Here is a 20,225-nt window from a genome sequence, read left to right as displayed (position 1 = left end):
TCCGCTCCTGTGTCATCGTTTCTCGAACGCCTTCCGAATCGGGAAAGCTGTATCCAGCAGACCAATAAGACTGAGCGGCGGAAGCATTAGCACGACAACCGCTATTATGAACGGCACAACCTTCGACCAGCTGCGCTGCTGGGCAATAAAGTAGAAGAAGCCAATCGTCTGAATGGTGAATGCTAGTTTCAACAGCGGCACCAGGTTTAACAGTGCAACCGACAGGAATGAATCATCCGACTCAATAATCATGCTGAGCACAAGAGCGACCAAATAATAAAACACCATAATGCGCGGCAGCTTCCAGTCGTACGCCTTCGGCATCGACGGAACGCGCATGTCCAGTCGATTGAGGACAACGCGGCTAATATATTGCGTGACAGCCGCATAAACGAACGAAATCGTAATGATCACGACAGGAATCGATTGTGTAACCATCTTCACGAGCGAATCCGTCAGGTCCGCAGACCACTCAGCCGGCAGCAGCCCATCGCTCTGCAGCGAATTGGTCATCTCCCGTATCTGATTGCCCATCTCGCCAATCAGCGACAGATCGAAGATAAGATTGAATAAGAGCAGCTCAAGCAGCATAATGCCGAGCAGCGACAATATTCCAGATACCAGCACCCGCCCGGGCGGCGATTGCTTCACGATCAGATGACCCATAATGATCGACGGCACGATGAAGAATAGCCCCATTAGCGGAGCAAACCAGCCGATCAACAGGGACGATATGACCCATACAATCGCGATATGAACCGCGAAAGACCGGCGTGACAGCGATGCGTACAACACCACGTAAGGGACCATCATCAACATAATAGAAATAACGTTAAGTAGGGGCACAGCCATCGAGAGCATCAGTAGTAGAAGCACTGCACTCCAGATCAGCGAATGTTTGCCGGTGTTCAACCCGTTCACCTCTTGCGAATATGATCTTCCAGTCGCGATAAATCGCCATAATCGTCTTCCAACGTATGACCTTCTTGCGAAAGCTTGCGAAGCTTAGCGAGCACTGCGTCATCAAGCTCTCTGTAGGAGAGTCCTAATCGCCGGCCAAGAATATAGCTGCTGGAGATCAGACTTGCCAGACTGTCTGTCAGCCTAACGGTGCTTCCCTCCCACAACGCACGAAACAGCCGAGCGACTTGATCGACGATCTCCGTCTTCAGCCAATCGATTGTCTGTGCGCGCCTCGCCACATCCATTTCACGTTCCGTACCCCGCATACCGATCCCTCCACTTTTTGAACAAAGCGTAAGTCAGACTCTAGGGGTGTGCATTCACTAAAGCTTTACAGCTCATTATATCATAAATCCGAAATCGTACACATGGGGCGCATCGGTAGACGCTTCGGCCAATAACAGCCAACCACCTGCAGCATTCGACGAAAACAAACCTGCTAATATTCCTATACGACCGAACATTTCAGACATACACATAATGAATCATTAAGTCCTAAAACTTTTTTTACCAAATCAATATCAATGCTGAAGTACTTCCTAGATAATGGGACAGAGTCATGGATGTTCCTCTGCTACCCAACGTCGTATACCGCATCAAGAAAAATGGTGCATACTATCAAGTCGAGCAGCAATTGTGTTCCTATGATCTTATCCAAAATAAAAACACCTTCAAGGCCATCTCCATTTCTTTAGACATGGATCTGTAACCCTTGAAGGTGTTTCTTATGCCGCCATATGGCAGGCTTTATTATGCCGTTGCTCGTTATACCGATGCATAATGGCAGGCTGCAAAGTGGCCTTTCTTCAATTCTGCAAGCGCCGGCGTATCCTTGGCGCACTTCTCGGTTGCAAGCGGGCAGCGAGTACGGAATGGGCAGCCGCTTGGCGGGTTGATCGGGCTAGGAAGCTCGCCCTTGAGCTCCACGCGCTCCCGCTCCGCCTCAATATCAGGGTCCGGAATCGGAATAGCCGACAGCAGTGCCTGGGTATACGGATGCGCCGGGTTAGCGTACAGCTCACTGCTCTCCGCCAATTCAACCACCCGGCCAAGATACATAACCGCAACGCGGTCACTGATATGCTTAACCATCGACAGGTCATGCGCGATGAACATGTAAGTCAGTCCCATCTTCCGCTGCAGATCCTGCATCAAGTTCACGACTTGCGCTTGGATCGATACGTCCAGTGCGGAGATTGGTTCATCGGCAATAATGAACTTCGGCTGTACCGCGAGTGCGCGGGCGATACCGATCCGCTGGCGCTGACCCCCGGAGAACTCATGCGGGTAACGCGTCGCGTGGTCTGGGTTGAGACCAACCACATCGAGCAGCGACTCGACTTTCTTCTTGCGTTCGGCACGGCTGCCAGCAAGCTTATGAATATCGAGCGCTTCCCCGATGACGTCCGTGATCGTCATCCGCGGGTTCAGCGAAGCGTACGGATCTTGGAAAATCATCTGCATATCGCGACGGACCGCTTTCATCTCTGAGCCCTTCAGATCATACAGCGATTTGCCGTCGAACATGACATTGCCGGAAGTCGGCTCATACAGACGCATAACCGTCCGTCCCATCGTCGACTTGCCGCAACCGGATTCGCCGACGATGCCAAGCGTCTCGCCGCGTCCGATCTTAAGGTTTACGTCGCTGACGGCTTTCAGAATTTGTCCGCCGCCTAGGTTAAAGTGCTTGTTCAGATCATGAATCTCGATCAGGGCATCGCCGTTCGAGGCTTTCACGAGCGGTGCTGCAGCGCTAGCATTCCCCTTGCTCATGCGCTTTCCCCTCCTTCGCTGGAGATCGGATGGGCTAGCTCATGATTGAGCCAACATGCGGCTCTATGGTCCTCACCCTCCACCGATACGAGTGCCGGATCGTTAGGCAAGCATACGCGCATCGCTTCCTTACAGCGCGCAGCGAATGCGCAGCCCGCAGGCGGCTTGATAAGATCCGGTGGTGTACCGTAGATCGGAATAAGCGGCTCGTCTTTCTTCTGGTCAAGCCGCGGTACCGACTCGAGCAGGCCGCGTGTATACGGATGCTTCGGATTCTTGAAGATATCGCGGGTTTTACCCGACTCGACAACCTTGCCCGCATACATAACGATGACACGGTCCGCAACGTCTGCAACGACGCCAAGGTCATGTGTGATAAGAATAATCGACGTACCGAACTTCACTTGCAGATCCTTCATCACGTTCATGATCTGCGCTTGTACCGTCACGTCCAATGCCGTTGTTGGCTCATCGGCGATCAATAGCGATGGATTGCACGCGAGCGCAATCGCGATCATACCACGTTGACGCATACCGCCGGAGAACTCATGCGGATATTGATTTACGCGCGATTCTGGATTCGGAATACCGACCAACTTCAGCATCTCGACTGCACGCTGCTTCGCAGCCGACGCGCTCAAGCCTTGATGCTTAACTAGGCCCTCCATAATCTGCTTGCCAATCGTAAGCGTCGGATTAAGCGAAGTCATCGGGTCTTGGAAGATCATCCCCATCTCTTTGCCGCGGATATTCTCCATCTGGCGGAGCGACTTCGTCAGAATCTCCTCGCCCTTAAATTTAATGGAACCTGTTGTTACAGCCGGAGGGGAAGGAACCAGACGCATGAGTGACTGAGCCGTTACGCTTTTGCCGCAGCCTGACTCACCGACGATCGCGACTGTTTCTCCTTTGTTAACGTGGAAGTTAACGCCGCGTACCGCCTGTACGGTTCCGCCGCGAACTTTGAAGTTCACGCGCAGATCCTTAACCTCTAATATTCGTTCCATGGCTGCCACCTCCTAAAATTTATTTATTTGCAAAGCCCATCAGGCTGATTTATTTCTTCATCTTCGGATCGAGCGCGTCGCGCAGACCGTCGCCAAAGATATTAAAGCAGAGCATCGTCAAGCTGATCAGAACAGCTGGGAACAGCATCCGCCATGGATATACGGTCATCGCCTTCAAGGCGTCATTGATCATCGTACCTAACGATGCAGCAGGCGATTGAACACCGAGACCGAGGAAGCTCAAGAACGCCTCGGAGAATATCGCATTCGGCACCGTCATCGTCAATGTGACGATAATGGGACCAATCGCATTCGGGATCAAGTGGCGGAATAAGATCCGTCCCGAGCCAGCGCCAAGCGAGCGTGAAGCTAGCACGTACTCCTGATTTTTCAACTGCATAATCTGCCCCCGTACAATCCAGGCCATACTAATCCAACCTGTAATACTAAGGGCAAGGACAATGGTGAACATACTCGGCTCCAATACAACAATGAGCAGGATGACGATGAGCATGTTCGGAATGGAATAAAGAATATCGCAAATCCGGTTTAGAATTTCATCGACTTTGCCGCCGAAGTAACCCATAATACCGCCGACAATAACACCAATAACAAGGTCAACGAGTGCCGCATATAAACCAACCTGCAGCGAGATGCCAGCACCCATCCACGTTCTGGCAAAAACATCCCGGCCAAGGTCGTCGGTTCCGAACCAGTGATTCGATGATGGCTTCTCGTTCGTTGCCATATAATCTTGACTGCGATAATCATGACCGCTGATGGATTGGCCAATAAGCGCCATAATTACGATCAACAGCAGGATGATGAGGCTCGCCATCGCATACTTGTTGGAACGCAGACGAAGCCATGCGTCCTTCCAAGCCGAGATACTTTCCCGTACAACGACTTCGCCCTTCTTCTCCGAATGGTCCAGCTTCTGGAAGTCTGCCTTCGTCAGTCCTTGCGGATCAACGGCTTGTCCTTGCTTTGTCTCGATTGTTGCCATCGCTTACCCCTCCTTCCTGCTGTTAAGCTTGATGCGCGGATCAATGAATGCGTAGGCAATATCCGTTAAGAAACGTGCAAGCATCAGAATAACCGCGTAGAACAGCGTTAGACCCATAATGAGCGTATAATCGCGGTTCGTAATGCTGTTAACGAAGAACTTGCCAAGACCGCCGATACCGAAGATTTGTTCAACGATAACGGAGCCTGTAATAATGTTGGCCGTCATTGGCCCGATATAAGTGACAACTGGCAGAATCGCATTGCGAAGCGCATGCCGGAACAAAATGATGCGTCCGGACATTCCTTTTGCCCGAGCGGTCTTGATATAGTCAGCTGTTAGCACTTCCAGCATGCTCGAACGCGTCAAACGCGCGATGAATGCAGCCGGAAGCACGGCGAGCGCGATTGTCGGCATTACATAGTCGGTAATATCGTTCAAACCTGCAACGTCGAACCAGCGCAGCTTAACGCCTAGGAAATACTGCAAAGCTGATGCGACAACGAAGTTTGGAACCGATACGCCCAACACGGCAAGGAAGATAGTGAATGTGTCGAGAAATTTGCGATGATTCAATGCTGCAATGATACCAAGCACAACGCCGGCTGTAACCGACAGAATGATGGCGAAAATGCCAAGTTGCAGGGAATACAAGAAACCGGTTCCAATAATGCTAGAGACAGTAGTGTACTGCTGCTTCATCGACATCCCGAGATCAAGATGGATGAGATTGTTGAGATAAGTGAGATACTGCGACCAAAGCGGCTTGTCCAATCCATATTTCGCTTCGAGCATCGCCCGAATCGCCTTCGGAATTTCTTTCTCCGACATGAATGGATTACCAGGAATAGCTTTCATTAAGAAAAAGGTTGCCGAAGCAAGGACGAATAAAGATACGACCATATAGAACAGCTTCTTCAGCAAGTAACGTATCATGTGGGCAATGCCTCCCCATAAATGGTCGTTCAAACAGCCACGGGATATATGCCTTAGTACCCGCACATATCCCGCTCTGATTGAAACATGACCTAATCAACAGGTCCGATCGGTTCGATCAGTCCTTGTTAGCCTTCATAGTAACCGCGCGTATAGTCGATATCGCCTTTATAGTCGATAAAGATCCCTTTGAAACCTTTCTTCTCCAGGAACACGTCGCTGTAGTAGTAGATCGGCATGATAGCACGCGTGTCGATCAGCAGTTTCTCTGCTTGCGACATGAGGCTCATGCGTTCTTTTGCGTCTGTGGATGCATAAGCTTTTGCAACGAGATCGTCATATTCTTTGTTTGCAAAGCCCGTGTTGTTATTGCCGCTCTTCGACGTGAACAGATCGATATAAGTCATTGGGTCGTTGTAGTCCGCTCCCCAACCGCCGCGTGCAACTTGGTAGTTAAGCTTGTTGCGGTTCTCGAGGAATACGCCCCATTCTTGGTTCTCGATCGAAACCTCTACGCCGAGGTTTTTACGCCACATTTCAGCAATTGCTTCCGCAATCTTCTTGTGGTTGTCGTTCGTGTTGAACGTCAGCTTGATTGCCGGCAGCTTCGTAACGCCTTCTTCTGCCATACCGTCAGCAAGAAGTTTCTTTGCATCGTCATAGTTTTCTTCGAAGAACGTGTCCGGAATTTCTTTGCGGTACTCTTCCTTCTCGCCTGCAATGCCCGGAGGCACGACGCCATAGGCTGGAAGTTCGCCTGCACGCGTTACTTTCTCCGTAATGTCTTTACGCGAGATCGCCATCGAGAACGCCTTACGAATCTTCTCGTTGTTGAATGGCTTTTCCGTCGTATTGAACAGGTAGTAGTACAGACTTGCGATACCTTTTTGGTTGAACTCATCTGGCTTGCTCGACTTCAGCCCTTCCAGCTGGTCAGCCGGAATTTCGCCTGTCGGTTTACCTGCCCAGTCGAGTTGATCCGTCTGGTACATGCTAAGCTCCGTTGCAGAGTCAGCAACTTCATAGAACTCTACGCCTGCAAGTTTAACTTGGTCTTTCGCATAGTAGTTATCGTTCGGTACGATCTTGATCGACGTATTTTTCTTCCAATCGCCCATTTTGAACGGTCCGTTCGAAATAATCGTCGATGCATTTGCTGCCCAAGCTTCGTTGTCCTTAACCGATTTGTGAACCGGGAAGAACGTTTGGAACGACATCAAGCTCAGGAAGTAAGGGGTTGGCGAGTTCAGGTTAACAACAAGCGTATGATCGTCTGTCGCTTTTACGCCAACTTGATCTGCTGTTGCGCCTTTGCCCGTGTTATACGATTCTGCATTTACGATGTAGTACAGTTGGTACGCGTAAGCAGATGGTTCTGGCTTCAGCTCTGGATCAAGCGCACGTTTCCATGCGAACTCGAAGTCGCCTGCTGTTACAGGGTCACCGTTGCTCCATTTTGCATCCGTGCGCAGGTGGAACGTATACGTCTTGCCATCTTCGCTAATGTCCCATTTCTCTGCGATGCCCGGAACGTTCTGACCATTCTCATCTTTACGAGTCAGACCTTCATACAGGCCGTTCAATACCGTGAAAGATACTTGGTCTTGCGATTGCGCTGGATCAAGTGTTGGCGGTTCCGTCGAAATGTTCATACGGAATACTTTGCTTGATGCGGCACCAGAAGACTCCCCAGTCTCCGTTCCTTTGTTTTCATCCTTCGGTGTGCAGCCGCTGACGAGCAAGACGATCGCCATAACTGCAGCAAGTGATGATAGCCCTAACTTGAACTTCATTGTCACACATCCTCCAATGGTCTGTAGTGTACTGCGTGATGTTACGGAGTTGCGTTGGTGCAAGTTCTTCAAGGAATCGGCAGCATCGGTTGAATAATAGACAATAATTCCGATAAATATTTAGTTGTATATATTTAATAATATTTACAGTTAATTATTGCCAATTAATTCACCTACACTCCTCGAATTTAGCCTGCATTTCTCACTATACAGTTCCGAAATATCATAAAGCAATGTATAAATATTTACAATTCAATCCATTTGATCAACCAACTACCTTGATGGCTTTAGGATATGTCGGACGAGCCTTGTTCAGCCAAAAAAACCGATAATCGCATGCAGGTACTTGTTTCCTGCTCTTGCGATTATCGGTTTTTTTGGACATACATTTTGTTGTTATGATGAGCTATTAACCGTCCAAGTTATACCATTATTCGTGACGCTGGCGCCGATCAAATTCATGAATGGTTCGAGTGGAGCGAATACCCGCTCACCTATCGACAACAGCTCGATAGACGTCCCATCCTTGACCGCTTGATAGCCCCGCTCCAGCATAAGTGTTCCAGTTTCCGGCATCTGATGTGCCAGCTCAAGGAGTCCAGCATCGGCGACTGCGGAATTGCCCTGCGATGCTGTGACGGTAAAGCTATGACTAACCTTGTCCCAGTTGAGCGAGTAACCTTGTTCAGTTCCCGCATACAGATCAACATACTGTCGTCCGTTGTAAGACAGAAGCGGATACTCCTTATTGTTCCAGTCCAATTGGCCGCCTGCCGTTCCGTCTACCCGCTTGAATTCGCTTTTGACTGGCTGACCAACATGGATCCTGCGGTTCACTTTACCATCGTCTAGTGCTGCCTGTCCGCCAACTAGTACATATCGAATGCCAGTGGAGTACAGCTCCGGATGCTCAACGGTCGATTGATCGATAATGGTCTTGTAATCGAATAGAACCAGATCGGCATCCATTCCTTTGGCTATTCGACCTTTCCTCTTAAGCAACGGCGCTTCCTTCTCCAGCCGTTGAGCTGGCAGAAGACTTGTTTTCTCGATTGCTTCCATTAAGGTGATAACGCCGCGCTCCCGTGCATACAGTCCAATGGTCCGAGCAAAGGTGCCGGATGCCCGAGGATGGTTGTTCAGCCCAGGCTCCAGTATCGCGTCGCTGCCAATCATCACGTAGCTCGGCTTGATCGATTCATCGATGTCTTCAGGCGGGATTGCATAAGCAACAGCGAGTTTGCCTTCCTTCTTATACTGAGCGAATGTCTGCTCCGTCAACCTCTCAGTCGAGCCAGCCAGCTGCAGATCGTTATAGTCAATATGGAAACGGCTCTGCCAGCCCTCATCGAATCTTGCCGAGTTCAAATATGTACCCCAGTAGTCATAAGGGTAAATACATGCTGTAATGTCCAGCCCCTCGGCACGCGCTTTCTCGACGAGTGCCAGCGACTGTGTCATAGAGAATGTACCGCCCGTACTGTTAATGTGATCGATATGTACGGCAGCCCCTGTCTGACGGGCATAGCCAATCAATTCGTTCAGAGCATCAATATTCGTCCCAGGCTCTTCCATATCCGAGTATCGTGCATGGAAATATACCGGCACATTATATTCATGGGCTAATTCCATAAGCGGTACAATCTCCGATGCCTGAACACCCGGCACATATTCGAGGCTGAACGAGATACCAAGCGCACCGTCATTCAACGCCTTCTCTGCCTGTGCCCTCAACTGAGCTACCTGCTCTGTAGATGCACTGTCATAGCGTCCAAGCTTGAATTGATTGCGTGCCTGCGAATAGAAGAAGCTAGCTCCATAATGGACTGGCGTCTCATTGTGGCCATAATACGCATACCACTTGTCAGGGGACGCTGTGCCGCCATGCATTGCGATATTGCTTGTCACGCCGTCGGCAATTTTATTCCATACACCCAATGGGTTCGGATCATAGGACAGGTTATCAATAAAACCAGGCGCAACAACAAGCCCTGCCGCATCGATTGTTCGCTTACCTGTCAGCTGCTTTGTGGTAACGACGCCGATTTCATCACCGATAATACCGACGTTCATGACCGCATCAAGCCGTGTCTCTGGATTGATAACTCGACCGCCTTTAATGACGATGTCGTACGTCTTTTTCAGATCCGCTTGCGTTACAGCCGCTTCTGCCAACTGTTGTCCTGTTAAGGCAGCATCGGCTGTTCGCTTGCCAGAGCCCTTCTTCTTATTCGATCGGCGGTCCTCTTCGCCGGCCAATTGTGCCTTATCTCCACTGGTCGAGGCTGTTTCTTTCACACCTTTTCCCATCTCATTGTGCATGCTGCCCCATACAATGAAGCCGCCAATTATAAGACAAACCGCCGCCAAATTCGCAATTCCGAACAGACGCTTGCGATTTCGACGGCGGTGGTCATGAGCTTCCATCGTGATTTTCCTCCAATGCAACAAGATAGCGTTTATTACAAAATCTTACACTATCGTACTATTCTTGTCGCTTGAGTGCAAATCCGCTACAGAAGTCCAGAAGGCTCGCCAGCCCACATATTTTTTTCACAGTAATCAATGACGTCACTTCTTCTTACAATGCCGATGAATCGTTCGAGATCGTCGATGACCGGCACGAAGTTCTGTACTTTCACGAGTGAGATGAGATCTCGAATATTCGCATTAACATGGACGGGATGATTACTCATGCGCAGAGGCACTTCGGAAAGCTTAACTTTGTGTATTTGATCGAAGGATAAATCATTATTTTTCATGTGCCAGAGCAGATCCCCCTCCGTCACGGTCCCGACGTACTTGCCATCCTGATCGAGGATAGGAACTGCGGTATAACGATGATGCTCCATTCGTTCCAATGTCTGTCTTAATGTAGCGCTTTGCGGGATATGCATGACCTGCTGCTTGGGCAGCAGAAAGAACGCAATGTTCATATCACGTATGCCCTCCGTTTCCAATTGATGCTTCTTCATCTTCTATATAAACATAATAAAGGTCCAGCAATCATATATAATTCATAACCTTGTTTCCCTCAAAATGAACGAAAGGATGCGATGAATGATGATGCCTCCATCGTTTGGACCCGATCGCTCATCGACTGGTATGGATGCCAAAGTTGCCGCGATGCTCTGCTATTTCGGCAGTTTTGTAACCGGCTTCCTCTTCCTCGTCTTCGAGAAGCAGAGCCGGTTCGTCAAGTTTCATGCCATGCAATCGATTATCGTCTCTGCCACGCTTATTGTCATCCATCTCATTCTGGGTATGATTCCGTTAATCGGATGGTTCGCCGCCGCACTGCTTGTACCGCTATCGTTCATACTATGGCTTGCCCTTATGCTGCTCGCCCTCCAAGGCAAATGGTTTAAGCTTCCGATTATTGGCGACTTCGCAGAACAGCAGGCTTATAAGTACTAACTTTTAACCTTACGGTTCAAAATAAAAAAGCAGCCGGCTGAATAGCCGGCTGCCTCTTATATCGAACTATTCCGTCGTGTACGGCAGAAGAGCGATTTGACGTGAGCGTTTGATCGCTACCGTCAGAAGACGCTGATACTTCGCGCTCGTACCCGTCACACGGCGTGGCAAAATTTTGCCGCGCTCGCTGATGAATTTACGGAGCAGATCGGTGTCTTTATAATCAATGTGCTTGATTTTGTTAACCGTGAAATAGCACACTTTACGGCGCTTGTTACGGCCTTTACGACCGCCGAATTTACGTTCTGGACGATCTTGTCCTTCTTCGCGTGGCTTGAAGCTCATGTTCGAACCCATCCTTTCAATTAAAATGGCAAATCATCTTCCGAAATATCGATCGGTCTTCCGTCATCGGAGAATGGATCCTTGTCATTCCGTTGGTTTCCGCCGCCGGAACGGCTTCCGCCATACGATCCGCCGCCAGTGTTACCACTGCCGCCTCCAAATCCGCTATTACCTCCACCGCCGTAGCCGCCGCCACCGCTATTGCCTCCGCCATAACCGCCGCCGCTGCCTTCTTCACGTCCTCCGCCACCGTTCTCACGATTGCCGGATTCCAAGAAACGAACGTTATCGGCAATAACTTCCGTCACATAGACGCGTTTGCCTTCGTTGTTCTCGTAGTTGCGTACTTGAATACGGCCTTCGACCGCAGCAAGACGCCCCTTGCGAAGATAGTTCGCACACGTTTCGGCAAGCTGCCTCCACGTTACGACCGGTATGAAATCAGCTTCACGTTCGCCCCCGCCACTTGTGAATGGCCGGTCGACCGCTAGCGTAAACTGCGTTACTGCGACACCTGCAGGCGTATAGCGCAATTCAGGATCGCGCGTCAATCTGCCAATCAGAATCACACGGTTCAACATCGCGATAACCTCCCAATCGATCGATCCCTGCGTACATCATTAAGCAACATTTTTAGTGATAAGAACGCGGACGACTTCGTCTGCAATCTTCATAACGCGATCAAGTTCCGTAATTACTTCTACCGGAGCGGAGAAGTGTACGAGAACAAAGATTCCGTCACGTTGCTTGTTGATCTCATACGCAAGACGACGTTTACCGATGAGGTCAGTTTTAGCAACTTCACCGCCGCCGTTCGTGATGACGCCATTGAATTTGTCAACGATAGCTTGAACAGATTCTTGTTCCACATCAGAACGAAGGATGTACATTACTTCATATTTGCGCATTTGATTCACCTCCTCATGGACTTTGCGGCCCCCGTAAACGGGAGCAAGGAGCGAGCGCTAACTCGCATACCATATTACTATACCAAATTGGCCTATCGGTGGCAAGCACGGAAACAACGCCGAATTCTACCTGTTTGCAAAACCCAGACAAGACACACACTACAACGGAAGCGCGGTTGTTGCTGCGTTTCGCATGCACCATACTCTGTGATGAAGGGATCGAGATCGATGGGTGAATGGACATTATTCTCGCCTGGCGACAAGGCACCTAACGACGGAACTTATATTGAAGATGGCGTGAACTCGTTCCATATGGGTATCAACAATCCTCAAATGATTAAGCTTCACAAAGGCCAACGTTTCCCGGAAACGAGCAACCATGAACGTAAGTGGAAACGGATGCCGAAGCACTAATCAAGACGTTAATAATTCGTTCAAATTTCGATGCATAAACAAGCACCGCTCAGCGCATTATACTATCGACGGCGAAATGAGAGGTGCAATTCCGTTGAACACGATTGTTAAATGGAATCCGTAGAAATATGACACTTATGAATAGAAGCGAGGGGTTGTGCTAAAGACAACGTCTGTAACACCATCGTAAAGTTTCGAAGATTGCCCGTCTAAGGGTATCGGATGAATACGACGAATTCTGCCGCGAATTCGTGACGATGATCCGAAGTTTCCTACCTCAGAAGTAGTCTGTTTCATATCCTTCCAACGCCGTCAAAAGGAGCCCTTCGGGGCTTCTTTTAATTTCTACCCTTATTCCCTATCAAGGGCCTTTCTCTACCCACCCAAACCCTCCCTGCAAGGGAGGGCTCCAAAGGTCGTGTGACCTCTGGACTCCTCACAAGGACGCTGTCTTGATTATGATAAGCCGTGCGCCCGCTCTTGCCGCCGTTGCGGCAAAGCTTTTGTTCGATGTGCCTAGATACGGCTTTTCGTCCGCATACAGTGTTCTTTCATGTCCACCAGTCACCGCCCATTGATGCCTCTTCGATCTGTTGCAACACACTGTAAATCAGAAACAAAATCCTGGATAAACAAAAAAGCCCCTGAAATCAAGGGCCTTACCGATAATTGCTCATTGAATATCTTCCTTAACTACCATATCCTCACCAAATGGTGCGACCTATTGTAGTCCACTCATTAAGCGGTTAACTGGTACATACGAACGACCTTTTCCTTTTCGAAAGGCTGCAATTTATCGAAAGCACCATCAATGGGCAGTGACAGGTGGACACGTGCGAAATAAGTATGCGGACGGCGGATCGAACCTAGGTAAAGTGAACAAAAGCTTTGCCGCGAATGCGGCAAGTGCGGGCGGACGATCCCCAATGTTCAAAGTTGCGTCCTCGTGAGGAGTCCAGAGGGCACAAGCCCTTTGGGGCCCTCCCTTGCAGGGAGGGTTTGGGTGGGTAGAAGAAACCAAAAGGCTGCAATTTATCGAAAGTACCATCAATGGGCAGTGACAGGTGGACACGTGCGAAATAAGTATGTGGACGGCGGATCGAACCTAGGTAAAGTGAACAAAAGCTTTGTCGCGAATGCGGCAAGTGCGGGCGGACGATCCCCAATGTTCAAAGTTGCGTCCTTGTGAGGAGTCCAGAGGGCACAAGCCCTTTGGGGCCCTCCCTTGCAGGGAGGGTTTGGGTGGGTAGAGAAAAGCCTTTGACCCGAATTCTAGGTAGAAGAAAAAAAGCCCTTGATAGGGCTTGGGTAGAAATTCCTTCGAAAGGATTCAGGATGACCATTAAAAAAACGGCCCTCGATTTAATCGAGAACCGTTAGTCGCTATGTATGGCGGAGAAGGTGGGATTCGAACCCACGCACGCTTTGACACGCCTAGCTGATTTCGAGTCAGCCCCCTTGGGCCTCTTGGGTACCTCTCCGTGGTGAAGACAAGATTTATAATACCACAGGGCTATAGGACAATGCAAGTCCTTTTAAATTGTCGGAATAGTTCTATTTTCTTCCCGTTCGAACAACATTATTCTGCACCATTTGCTCCATTTGGTTGTTGTCCATCTTCCTTCGATCGAAGTACTTTCTTCATGTTCTTCTCAAATTTCGCCCGCGGAATGAGGACGCTGTGCTGGCAGCCGACGCATTTGATGCGAATGTCCATACCCATACGGATGATCTCCATTTCATTAGTCCCGCAAGGATGCTGCTTCTTCATCTGCACAACGTCGCCTAATTGAAACTCTTTACGTTCCATTCCGGATCTCCCCTCTTTCCTTACGCTGGTACGTCACCATTCTTGGATATGGCAGTTCAATATGGTGCTCATCGAATGCACGTTTAATAATGGCATTCAAAGCACGCGCTACAACGACCTGTGTTGTAGGCAGACACTCCACAATAACTCGCAGCGTGACCTGCTCCGGTCCTAGTGCCTGCACGCCAAGCACTTGCGGTTTACCCGTCGCGTTCTCCAGTACAAGCGTATCAGATTCAAGCGTTCGTTTCATAATTTCAACAGCACGATCTACGTCTTCCTCAAACGCAATAGCGAAATCGACGACGGCAACCGAGTTATTCATCGAGAAATTCGTTACCTCGTTAATCATTCCATTCGGAATGATATGCATCTCGCCTGTCCAGCTCTTCACTCTTGTTGTGCGAAGCCCAATCAGCTCAACCGTACCCTTGAACTGGCCTACCTGAATAACATCGCCCACTGCAAACTGATCCTCCAGAATAATGAAGAAGCCTGTAATGATATCCTTCACTAAGCTCTGCGCACCGAAACCAATCGCTAAGCTGATAACCCCTGCTCCCGCAAGAAGCGGAGCTAAGTTAATATCGAATTCAGCCAGAATAAGCAGCGACCCGACAAAATAAATCAAGTAAGTCGTTACACTCTTCAGCAGCTTACCTACAGTCAGTACGCGGCGCGTGAAGCTTGCCTGCTTCATCTCCCGCTCAATCATCATTCGGTTAATGGATTTATGTATGATAAGCTCTACGACTCTGCCAATGAGCAGGATCGCTGCGACACGAACAATAGTTAGTCCGATGTCCGCCCAACTCTCATGGTTGGATAACCAGTCGACGACATTATCCCATGTTTGCGTGATGCCCATCTTTCCTCAGCCTGCCCTTCCTTGCACTTGCGCTAGCTCTACAATCGCCTTTACATTCTGCAGTCCTAGCTCCGAACCACTTGCTCAAATTGCTCGCCACCGTCCAATTCCTTGAACATCCCGCGAATTTCAACGATCTCCGTTTCAATAACATTCCATACGACTGGTTCATCATCATCCGGGAAACGGATGGACAAGGCACAACCCGCTGTAATGCCCTTCGGTGTTGGGCACAAATCAATCTCAATATCAATATATTCTAGCAGCATCTCCATTCGAAGAGCTTGCTGCGTTGAATCGAATGCGATAAGCATATGCACTCTCCTAGAATCAGGCTGCCACTGCACCCACTGATAATACGGCGCTGCATTCCGACCACAGTGGTCGGAAACGTATATAGGGCAAGCCTATTTCCGCTTCATGAAGCGGCGTATATTTTCCCGCGCAAGTATAAAATGGTTGTCCCAACCATATACTAGTATTACATTACGAGAGGCGGAGGGGAAACTATGAAACTGTCATCGTTATATGAATCGCCTTTAAAGGTGCCCTACCTGGAACCAAATGTGTCCGGCATTCTGACCAACCGTTTAACCGTTCTTCTGAATGGCTTATCCGGCAATCAGCGCATAGTCGTCGTATGCGTCGGCACCGACCGTTCCACTGGTGATTCACTCGGTCCGCTGATCGGAACGACACTCGGCAATTACCGCAGTTCGCAGTTTGAATTGTACGGGACGCTGGAGGAGCCAGTCCACGCAATGAATTTGGAGGATACACTCGGCCTTATTCATCGACAGCATCCTCATTCCTTCATCATCGGAATTGATGCCTGTCTGGGACAGGTTACGAGCGTCGGCAATATTCAAGTTGGCATCGGACCTGTGCGGCCCGGCGCCGGCGTGAACAAACAGCTTCCCCCAGTCGGCGATATGCATATTACCGGCATTGTGAATGTTGGCGGCTTCATGGAATATTTCGTCCTTCAGAATACGCGCCTTCATCTCGTTATGCGCATGGCTGATGTCATTGCTCATAGTCTCTTCTCAGCCATTATGAACTGCCGAAGCTCTAGGCCTGCTGCGATGCAAGACTAACGGCCTTCTTCTCTTCTGGTGTAAGCGGATATGGCGAACTCCCTTTCTCGAGCGGCTTCGCATACACATACGTATCTTCCCTGCTGTGAAGACCGCTCAACACAACACCGTCTTGAGAATCATTAATAATAGCCAGCGAGAAGCTTAGATCGCTCCCTTGCTCTGCGAATGCATTGTAGCGGTGCACAGCTACCCTGCCTCTCGACTCATTCAGCGCTTTCTCCAGCTTCTCATTTGCTTTGTCCTGTTCAGCCTGCTTAATATGCTGATCATCCAGTTGCTGTCTGATTTCGATCAACATTTCCTCAAGGTTCGTAACACCCATTCCATCCATCGCTGCGACATACTGTCTTCTTAGCTTTTTCAACCGGCGCCCGATAACCGACATCCAAATTATTAACAATACAATTACTACTGATAATCCCACTACGGTTATTTCCAATGGCGACAATGCTTCATTCATTCCAAACTCGCTCCCCCGCTGTCCCAAATCCACATCGCTTACTTGCTGAGCTGCTGACTCGACCATTATATGACTTTATAGCCGAGCATTATGCCTGTCTAATTTGACATGTGTTCTCTACCCAACCGGATAATGAACGCTTATTTCCTTCATCGCATCTATAAGCGCCAGGGCTTCTTCTTCGGTCGTAAAACAACCTACGCTTGCTCGTACCGCACCCTTCTCTAACGTGCCAGCTGATGCGTGTGCCAGCGGCGTGCAATGGTAGCCTGCCCGTACGGCAATCCCATAATGCTGATCTAGAATAAAAGACAGCTCCGATGCTTCAGCACCTTCTAGGTTAAAGGCGACGATCCCTGTCCGCTGTTGACCAATGGACGGGCCGAGCAATTGAATACCTGGAATAGCCGATAACTGCTCCATCATTAGCTGTGTTAGTCGCCATTCCTTAGTATGGATCGTTTCAACTGACTCATTCAATATGTACTGCACACCAGCTGCCAGGCCTGCGAATCCTGGTGTATTCGGCGTTCCAGCCTCATATCGGTCCGGCCTCACATTCGGTTGTTCTGGCGCCTCGGATTGACTACCTGTCCCGCCGTGCAACAGAGGCGTCAAATCAATGTTTGGATGAATATAAAGTCCGCCAGTCCCCTGCGGCCCTAGAAGCCCCTTATGGCCTGGAAACGCCAACATATCGATTCCCATAGCCTCGACATCTATAGGCAGTATTCCGGCGCTCTGAGCGCCGTCTACGAGCAGCTTAACGCCATGCCTACGGCAGATGTCGCCGATCTCTGCAACAGGTGCAATGGCTCCCAGCAGATTCGAGCTATGGTTAACGATAACGAGCGTCGTCGAAGGAACAATAGCCTCCTCCACACGCTTAGGTTCAATTATTCCATACGCATCAGACTCGACATAGGTTACTTTAATTCCGATCGCCTGCTTCAAATATTCAAGCGGACGTCTAACTGAATTATGTTCTACCGCTGTCGAGACAACATGATCGCCTGGCTTTACGAACCCCTTGATCGCCAAGTTCAACGCAGCCGTCGTATTCGATGCGAACGCAATATCGTTCGGATTGCTAATTCGAAACAACTTCGCCAACTGTTTACGCGCATTGAACAGATGTCGGCTCGAGCGAACAGCCATCGCATGACTGCCCCGTCCAGGGTTCGCCGTATCATACAACATCGCATCTCGAACTGCATTTATAACTTCAGGTGGCTTCGGCCATGAAGTTGCTGCGTGATCCAAGTAGATCACTTTCTGACGATCCATTCTCATTCTCCTTCCACTCTAAGCTACATAGATCAATCACGAATAAAATGTTCTATAAGATTGAGAAAACCTCTACCGCGGTTCTCAGATATGAGCGACCACGTTTAGAGGCTCGTTCGCTTGCAGAAAAACTCATATCCCTATAATACGCTTATGTGACCAACTTTCCTATACTAAGAGAACAACTTATCAATACAATTTGGAAGAGGTTGTCCTCCTTTAAAGACTTTTCTTATATAGAGACAAATAGCATACCATCGTGACACATTCCCCAGTACAGGAATTTGGCCAACCAAGGTATGCTATCGCTCTTGTACTTACTATGTGAAACCATCAGTCCGTTCGAGGGACCAGATGTTTACTCGACATGTTATTAATTCGAATGAATAATAGCCTATCGCATTTCTTTAACCCTGCTATGCAAGATGCTGCTGCAGTAGTTCGAGCAATCGCTCCAAGTCCTGTTTGTTGTAATACATAAGTTCGATGCGACCTTTATCCTTCTGCTGTTTGATCCGAACCGTCGTCTTGAACTGATCGCGGAGCGTCTCTTCCATGCTTTCGAGATACGGATCACGTTTCTTATGCTTTGCCTTTTCTTTATCTGGCTGTTGTTTCTCTGGTTGCGTCTGAATCGCTGCCTCCAGTTCCCGTACACTCCACTCTTGTTCGATCGACAGACGTGCCAGCTCCAACTGCTGATTCGTCTCCTTCACCCCAACAAGTGCACGTGCGTGGCCCATCGATAATGTTCCACGTGAAACATCTTCCTTGATACTCGCTGGCAGTGTCAACAGACGAAGGAAATTCGCGATATGCGATCGGGACTTACCGACCTTCATTGACAGTTCTTCTTGCGTCAACTCGAACTTGTCCATCAGCGCTTGATAGGCAATCGCTGTCTCAATCGCATTCAGATCTTCACGCTGCAAGTTCTCGATCAGCGCAATCTCCATAACCTGCTGATCAGTGAACGTTCTTACGACCGCTGGAATGGACGGATTACCGCATAACTGCGAAGCGCGGAAACGCCGCTCGCCTGCAATAATCTCATACCCTCTCAGAACCGTGCGAACGATAATAGGCTGGATAACGCCATGCTGTTTTATCGATTCAGCCAGCTCTTTGATCGACTCCTCGTCGAACGTCTTTCGCGGCTGATAAGGATTCGGTCTCAGCTGCGTCAGTGGCACTTCAATTACTTTATCATCATCCTTAACCGACAACGACGGAATGAGCGCATCAAGTCCTCTACCTAGCCGCTTGCTCATACATGATCACTTCCTTCGCCAGCTCGAGATACACCTCTGCGCCTTTCGAGCGTGGATCGTATGTGATAATCGCTTGTCCGTGTGAAGGCGCCTCGCTCAGTCGGACATTTCGTGGAATAATCGTCTGATACACCTTCTGTTGGAAATACTTCTTCACTTCTTCAATAACCTGAATACCCAGGTTCGTACGCGCATCGAACATCGTCAGTAATACACCTTCGATTTGAAGGCTCGTGTTCAAATGCTTCTGAACGAGGCGAACCGTATTCAACAGCTGGCTAAGACCCTCTAGCGCATAATATTCGCACTGAATTGGAATCAGGACCGAATCAGCCGCGGTAAGCGAGTTAATAGTAAGAAGACCAAGCGACGGCGGGCAGTCGATTAGAATATAATCGTAATCTTTGCTCACTAACTGAAGCGCCTTTTTAAGACGAACCTCGCGTGAAATCGTCGAGACCATCTCAATCTCTGCACCGGCGAGCTGAATCGTTGCTGGAATAATGTTGAGACCTGGTACATTCGTTCCGCAGATTGCATCCTTCGGATGAACATCGTTGATTAGAATGTCATAGATACAGTTCTCAACATCCGCTTTGTTGATACCTATACCACTTGTCGTGTTTCCCTGCGGATCTATATCGACCAGCAATACACGCTTGCCTAATGATGCAAGGCAAGCCCCCAGATTTACGGACGTTGTCGTCTTTCCGACACCGCCCTTCTGATTCGTAATTGCAATAGTTTTAGCCAATCCGTTCACCTCTTGTGTGTGTGCAATCGTTTCGTCTGAAAATGAGAAAACCTCTAGCGAGGCCTCTCCAAGTGAGCGACCGCGTTTAGAGGTAAGTTTTATCGCCATCA

At 49.2% G+C, this 20,225-nt stretch carries 23 protein-coding genes and 1 tRNA gene; 4 read left to right on the top strand and 20 right to left on the bottom strand.

Going from position 1 to position 20,225, the window contains the following annotated elements; all coding sequences use genetic code 11:
- Positions 1-12 precede the first annotated feature (12 nt).
- The 9 genes from H8B09_RS16290 to H8B09_RS16250 all read right to left on the bottom strand — a co-directional run bounded on the left by H8B09_RS16290 (position 13) and on the right by H8B09_RS16250 (position 10,417).
- On the bottom strand, positions 13-921 hold the full coding sequence (locus H8B09_RS16290) for a DUF2232 domain-containing protein (protein ID WP_318152643.1): 909 nt from the start codon (positions 919-921) through the stop codon (positions 13-15).
- Positions 918-1,229 carry a MazG-like family protein gene (locus H8B09_RS16285; RefSeq protein ID WP_191204619.1) on the bottom strand — a complete coding sequence of 104 codons (312 nt, stop codon included), beginning with the start codon at positions 1,227-1,229 and terminating at the stop codon, positions 918-920. The genes H8B09_RS16290 and H8B09_RS16285 overlap by 4 nt, the downstream gene beginning before the upstream one ends.
- Positions 1,230-1,728: 499 nt before the next feature.
- Positions 1,729-2,739, bottom strand: coding sequence for an ABC transporter ATP-binding protein (locus H8B09_RS16280; RefSeq protein WP_191204618.1), 1,011 nt, complete (start codon positions 2,737-2,739; stop codon positions 1,729-1,731).
- Positions 2,736-3,746, bottom strand: coding sequence for an ABC transporter ATP-binding protein (locus H8B09_RS16275; protein WP_191204617.1), 1,011 nt, complete (start codon positions 3,744-3,746; stop codon positions 2,736-2,738). The genes H8B09_RS16280 and H8B09_RS16275 overlap by 4 nt, the downstream gene beginning before the upstream one ends.
- A 49-nt stretch (positions 3,747-3,795) precedes the next feature.
- Positions 3,796-4,752, bottom strand: coding sequence for an ABC transporter permease (locus H8B09_RS16270; protein ID WP_224753685.1), 957 nt, complete (start codon positions 4,750-4,752; stop codon positions 3,796-3,798).
- Positions 4,753-4,755: 3 nt separating this feature from the next.
- A complete protein-coding gene (locus tag H8B09_RS16265) occupies positions 4,756-5,688 on the bottom strand; it encodes an ABC transporter permease (protein ID WP_191204616.1) in 933 nt (310 codons plus the stop codon).
- Positions 5,689-5,816: 128 nt separating this feature from the next.
- Positions 5,817-7,481 (bottom strand): peptide ABC transporter substrate-binding protein, encoded by a 1,665-nt coding sequence (locus H8B09_RS16260; protein WP_191204615.1) that lies wholly within the window; start codon positions 7,479-7,481, stop codon positions 5,817-5,819.
- Between the two features lie 396 nt (positions 7,482-7,877).
- The gene (locus H8B09_RS16255) at positions 7,878-9,908 is read right to left on the bottom strand and encodes an amidohydrolase family protein (protein WP_191204614.1); all 2,031 of its coding nucleotides are present in this window, start codon (positions 9,906-9,908) and stop codon (positions 7,878-7,880) included.
- Positions 9,909-9,994: 86 nt separating this feature from the next.
- Positions 9,995-10,417, bottom strand: coding sequence for a CBS domain-containing protein (locus H8B09_RS16250; protein ID WP_191204613.1), 423 nt, complete (start codon positions 10,415-10,417; stop codon positions 9,995-9,997).
- Positions 10,418-10,544: 127 nt separating this feature from the next.
- Between H8B09_RS16250 and H8B09_RS16245 the strand changes: the two genes are divergently transcribed.
- Entirely contained in the window at positions 10,545-10,898 is a 354-nt protein-coding gene (locus H8B09_RS16245; RefSeq protein ID WP_191205134.1) for a DUF4870 domain-containing protein, read from the top strand.
- A gap of 66 nt (positions 10,899-10,964) precedes the next feature.
- On the opposite strand, the gene rpsR is transcribed toward H8B09_RS16245, so the two are convergent.
- From rpsR to rpsF, 3 genes are read right to left on the bottom strand one after another with little or no spacing between them, the layout of a single operon-like run.
- Positions 10,965-11,243: a 30S ribosomal protein S18 gene (gene rpsR, locus H8B09_RS16240; protein ID WP_127530022.1), complete on the bottom strand. Its 279-nt coding sequence runs from the start codon at positions 11,241-11,243 to the stop codon at positions 10,965-10,967.
- A gap of 20 nt (positions 11,244-11,263) precedes the next feature.
- The gene (ssb, locus tag H8B09_RS16235; protein ID WP_191204612.1) at positions 11,264-11,824 is read right to left on the bottom strand and encodes a single-stranded DNA-binding protein; all 561 of its coding nucleotides are present in this window, start codon (positions 11,822-11,824) and stop codon (positions 11,264-11,266) included.
- A 39-nt stretch (positions 11,825-11,863) separates the two neighbouring features.
- Complete coding sequence (rpsF, locus tag H8B09_RS16230) at positions 11,864-12,151, bottom strand: 30S ribosomal protein S6 (protein ID WP_191204611.1); 288 nt, start codon at positions 12,149-12,151, stop codon at positions 11,864-11,866.
- 228 nt (positions 12,152-12,379) lie between these two features.
- Here rpsF and H8B09_RS16225 point away from each other — a divergent pair, with 228 nt between their 5' ends.
- Both H8B09_RS16225 and H8B09_RS16220 read left to right on the top strand, forming a co-directional pair.
- Positions 12,380-12,565, top strand: coding sequence for a YjzC family protein (locus H8B09_RS16225; RefSeq protein WP_191204610.1), 186 nt, complete (start codon positions 12,380-12,382; stop codon positions 12,563-12,565).
- Between the two features lie 1,003 nt (positions 12,566-13,568).
- Complete coding sequence (locus H8B09_RS16220) at positions 13,569-13,754, top strand: hypothetical protein (protein WP_191204609.1); 186 nt, start codon at positions 13,569-13,571, stop codon at positions 13,752-13,754.
- A gap of 201 nt (positions 13,755-13,955) precedes the next feature.
- Here the strand turns inward: H8B09_RS16220 and H8B09_RS16215 are convergent.
- The 4 genes from H8B09_RS16215 to H8B09_RS16200 all read right to left on the bottom strand — a co-directional run bounded on the left by H8B09_RS16215 (position 13,956) and on the right by H8B09_RS16200 (position 15,557).
- Positions 13,956-14,046, bottom strand: a tRNA-Ser gene (locus H8B09_RS16215).
- Between the two features lie 98 nt (positions 14,047-14,144).
- Positions 14,145-14,375: a DUF951 domain-containing protein gene (locus H8B09_RS16210; protein ID WP_191204608.1), complete on the bottom strand. Its 231-nt coding sequence runs from the start codon at positions 14,373-14,375 to the stop codon at positions 14,145-14,147.
- Positions 14,365-15,243 (bottom strand): mechanosensitive ion channel family protein, encoded by an 879-nt coding sequence (locus H8B09_RS16205; protein ID WP_191204607.1) that lies wholly within the window; start codon positions 15,241-15,243, stop codon positions 14,365-14,367. Before H8B09_RS16205 ends, H8B09_RS16210 begins: the two co-directional genes overlap by 11 nt.
- Before the next feature lie 65 nt (positions 15,244-15,308).
- A complete protein-coding gene (locus H8B09_RS16200) occupies positions 15,309-15,557 on the bottom strand; it encodes a putative Se/S carrier protein (protein ID WP_191204606.1) in 249 nt (82 codons plus the stop codon).
- A gap of 195 nt (positions 15,558-15,752) precedes the next feature.
- Here H8B09_RS16200 and yyaC point away from each other — a divergent pair, with 195 nt between their 5' ends.
- Positions 15,753-16,340, top strand: a complete 588-nt coding sequence (yyaC, locus tag H8B09_RS16195; RefSeq protein ID WP_191204605.1) for a spore protease YyaC — start codon at positions 15,753-15,755, stop codon at positions 16,338-16,340.
- Here the strand turns inward: yyaC and H8B09_RS16190 are convergent.
- From H8B09_RS16190 to H8B09_RS16175, 4 genes are all read right to left on the bottom strand, one after another.
- Positions 16,315-16,803: a DUF4446 family protein gene (locus H8B09_RS16190; RefSeq protein ID WP_191204604.1), complete on the bottom strand. Its 489-nt coding sequence runs from the start codon at positions 16,801-16,803 to the stop codon at positions 16,315-16,317. The two genes, yyaC and H8B09_RS16190, sit on opposite strands and share 26 nt — an antisense overlap.
- 117 nt (positions 16,804-16,920) lie before the next feature.
- A complete protein-coding gene (locus H8B09_RS16185; RefSeq protein ID WP_191204603.1) occupies positions 16,921-18,090 on the bottom strand; it encodes an aminotransferase class V-fold PLP-dependent enzyme in 1,170 nt (389 codons plus the stop codon).
- Between the two features lie 416 nt (positions 18,091-18,506).
- On the bottom strand, positions 18,507-19,361 hold the full coding sequence (locus tag H8B09_RS16180) for a ParB/RepB/Spo0J family partition protein (RefSeq protein ID WP_191204602.1): 855 nt from the start codon (positions 19,359-19,361) through the stop codon (positions 18,507-18,509).
- Positions 19,342-20,115, bottom strand: coding sequence for a ParA family protein (locus H8B09_RS16175; RefSeq protein WP_191204601.1), 774 nt, complete (start codon positions 20,113-20,115; stop codon positions 19,342-19,344). Before H8B09_RS16175 ends, H8B09_RS16180 begins: the two co-directional genes overlap by 20 nt.
- Between the last annotated feature and the right edge of the window lie 110 nt (positions 20,116-20,225).

The sequence above is a fragment of the Paenibacillus terricola genome (genome assembly GCF_014779765.1).
Taxonomy (GTDB): Bacteria; Bacillota; Bacilli; order Paenibacillales; family Paenibacillaceae; genus Paenibacillus_T; species Paenibacillus_T terricola.
The sequence above is the reverse complement of the archived record's forward strand: the minus strand, read 5'-3'. Positions and strand labels throughout refer to the sequence as shown.

Coding starts and splice junctions, on each gene's coding strand:
- rpsR (WP_127530022.1), bottom strand. CDS start 11,243: ATGAGCTTCAAGCCACGCGAAGAAGGACAAGATCGTCCAGAACGTAAA.
- H8B09_RS16225 (WP_191204610.1), top strand. CDS start 12,380: ATGGGTGAATGGACATTATTCTCGCCTGGCGACAAGGCACCTAACGAC.
- H8B09_RS16265 (WP_191204616.1), bottom strand. CDS start 5,688: ATGATACGTTACTTGCTGAAGAAGCTGTTCTATATGGTCGTATCTTTA.
- H8B09_RS16270 (WP_224753685.1), bottom strand. CDS start 4,752: ATGGCAACAATCGAGACAAAGCAAGGACAAGCCGTTGATCCGCAAGGA.
- H8B09_RS16200 (WP_191204606.1), bottom strand. CDS start 15,557: ATGCTTATCGCATTCGATTCAACGCAGCAAGCTCTTCGAATGGAGATG.
- H8B09_RS16280 (WP_191204618.1), bottom strand. CDS start 2,739: ATGAGCAAGGGGAATGCTAGCGCTGCAGCACCGCTCGTGAAAGCCTCG.
- H8B09_RS16260 (WP_191204615.1), bottom strand. CDS start 7,481: ATGAAGTTCAAGTTAGGGCTATCATCACTTGCTGCAGTTATGGCGATC.
- H8B09_RS16190 (WP_191204604.1), bottom strand. CDS start 16,803: ATGAATGAAGCATTGTCGCCATTGGAAATAACCGTAGTGGGATTATCA.
- yyaC (WP_191204605.1), top strand. CDS start 15,753: ATGAAACTGTCATCGTTATATGAATCGCCTTTAAAGGTGCCCTACCTG.
- H8B09_RS16285 (WP_191204619.1), bottom strand. CDS start 1,229: ATGCGGGGTACGGAACGTGAAATGGATGTGGCGAGGCGCGCACAGACA.
- ssb (WP_191204612.1), bottom strand. CDS start 11,824: ATGTTGAACCGTGTGATTCTGATTGGCAGATTGACGCGCGATCCTGAA.
- H8B09_RS16180 (WP_191204602.1), bottom strand. CDS start 19,361: ATGAGCAAGCGGCTAGGTAGAGGACTTGATGCGCTCATTCCGTCGTTG.
- H8B09_RS16255 (WP_191204614.1), bottom strand. CDS start 9,908: ATGGAAGCTCATGACCACCGCCGTCGAAATCGCAAGCGTCTGTTCGGA.
- H8B09_RS16250 (WP_191204613.1), bottom strand. CDS start 10,417: ATGAACATTGCGTTCTTTCTGCTGCCCAAGCAGCAGGTCATGCATATC.
- H8B09_RS16245 (WP_191205134.1), top strand. CDS start 10,545: ATGATGCCTCCATCGTTTGGACCCGATCGCTCATCGACTGGTATGGAT.
- H8B09_RS16275 (WP_191204617.1), bottom strand. CDS start 3,746: ATGGAACGAATATTAGAGGTTAAGGATCTGCGCGTGAACTTCAAAGTT.
- H8B09_RS16210 (WP_191204608.1), bottom strand. CDS start 14,375: ATGGAACGTAAAGAGTTTCAATTAGGCGACGTTGTGCAGATGAAGAAG.
- rpsF (WP_191204611.1), bottom strand. CDS start 12,151: ATGCGCAAATATGAAGTAATGTACATCCTTCGTTCTGATGTGGAACAA.
- H8B09_RS16185 (WP_191204603.1), bottom strand. CDS start 18,090: ATGGATCGTCAGAAAGTGATCTACTTGGATCACGCAGCAACTTCATGG.
- H8B09_RS16205 (WP_191204607.1), bottom strand. CDS start 15,243: ATGGGCATCACGCAAACATGGGATAATGTCGTCGACTGGTTATCCAAC.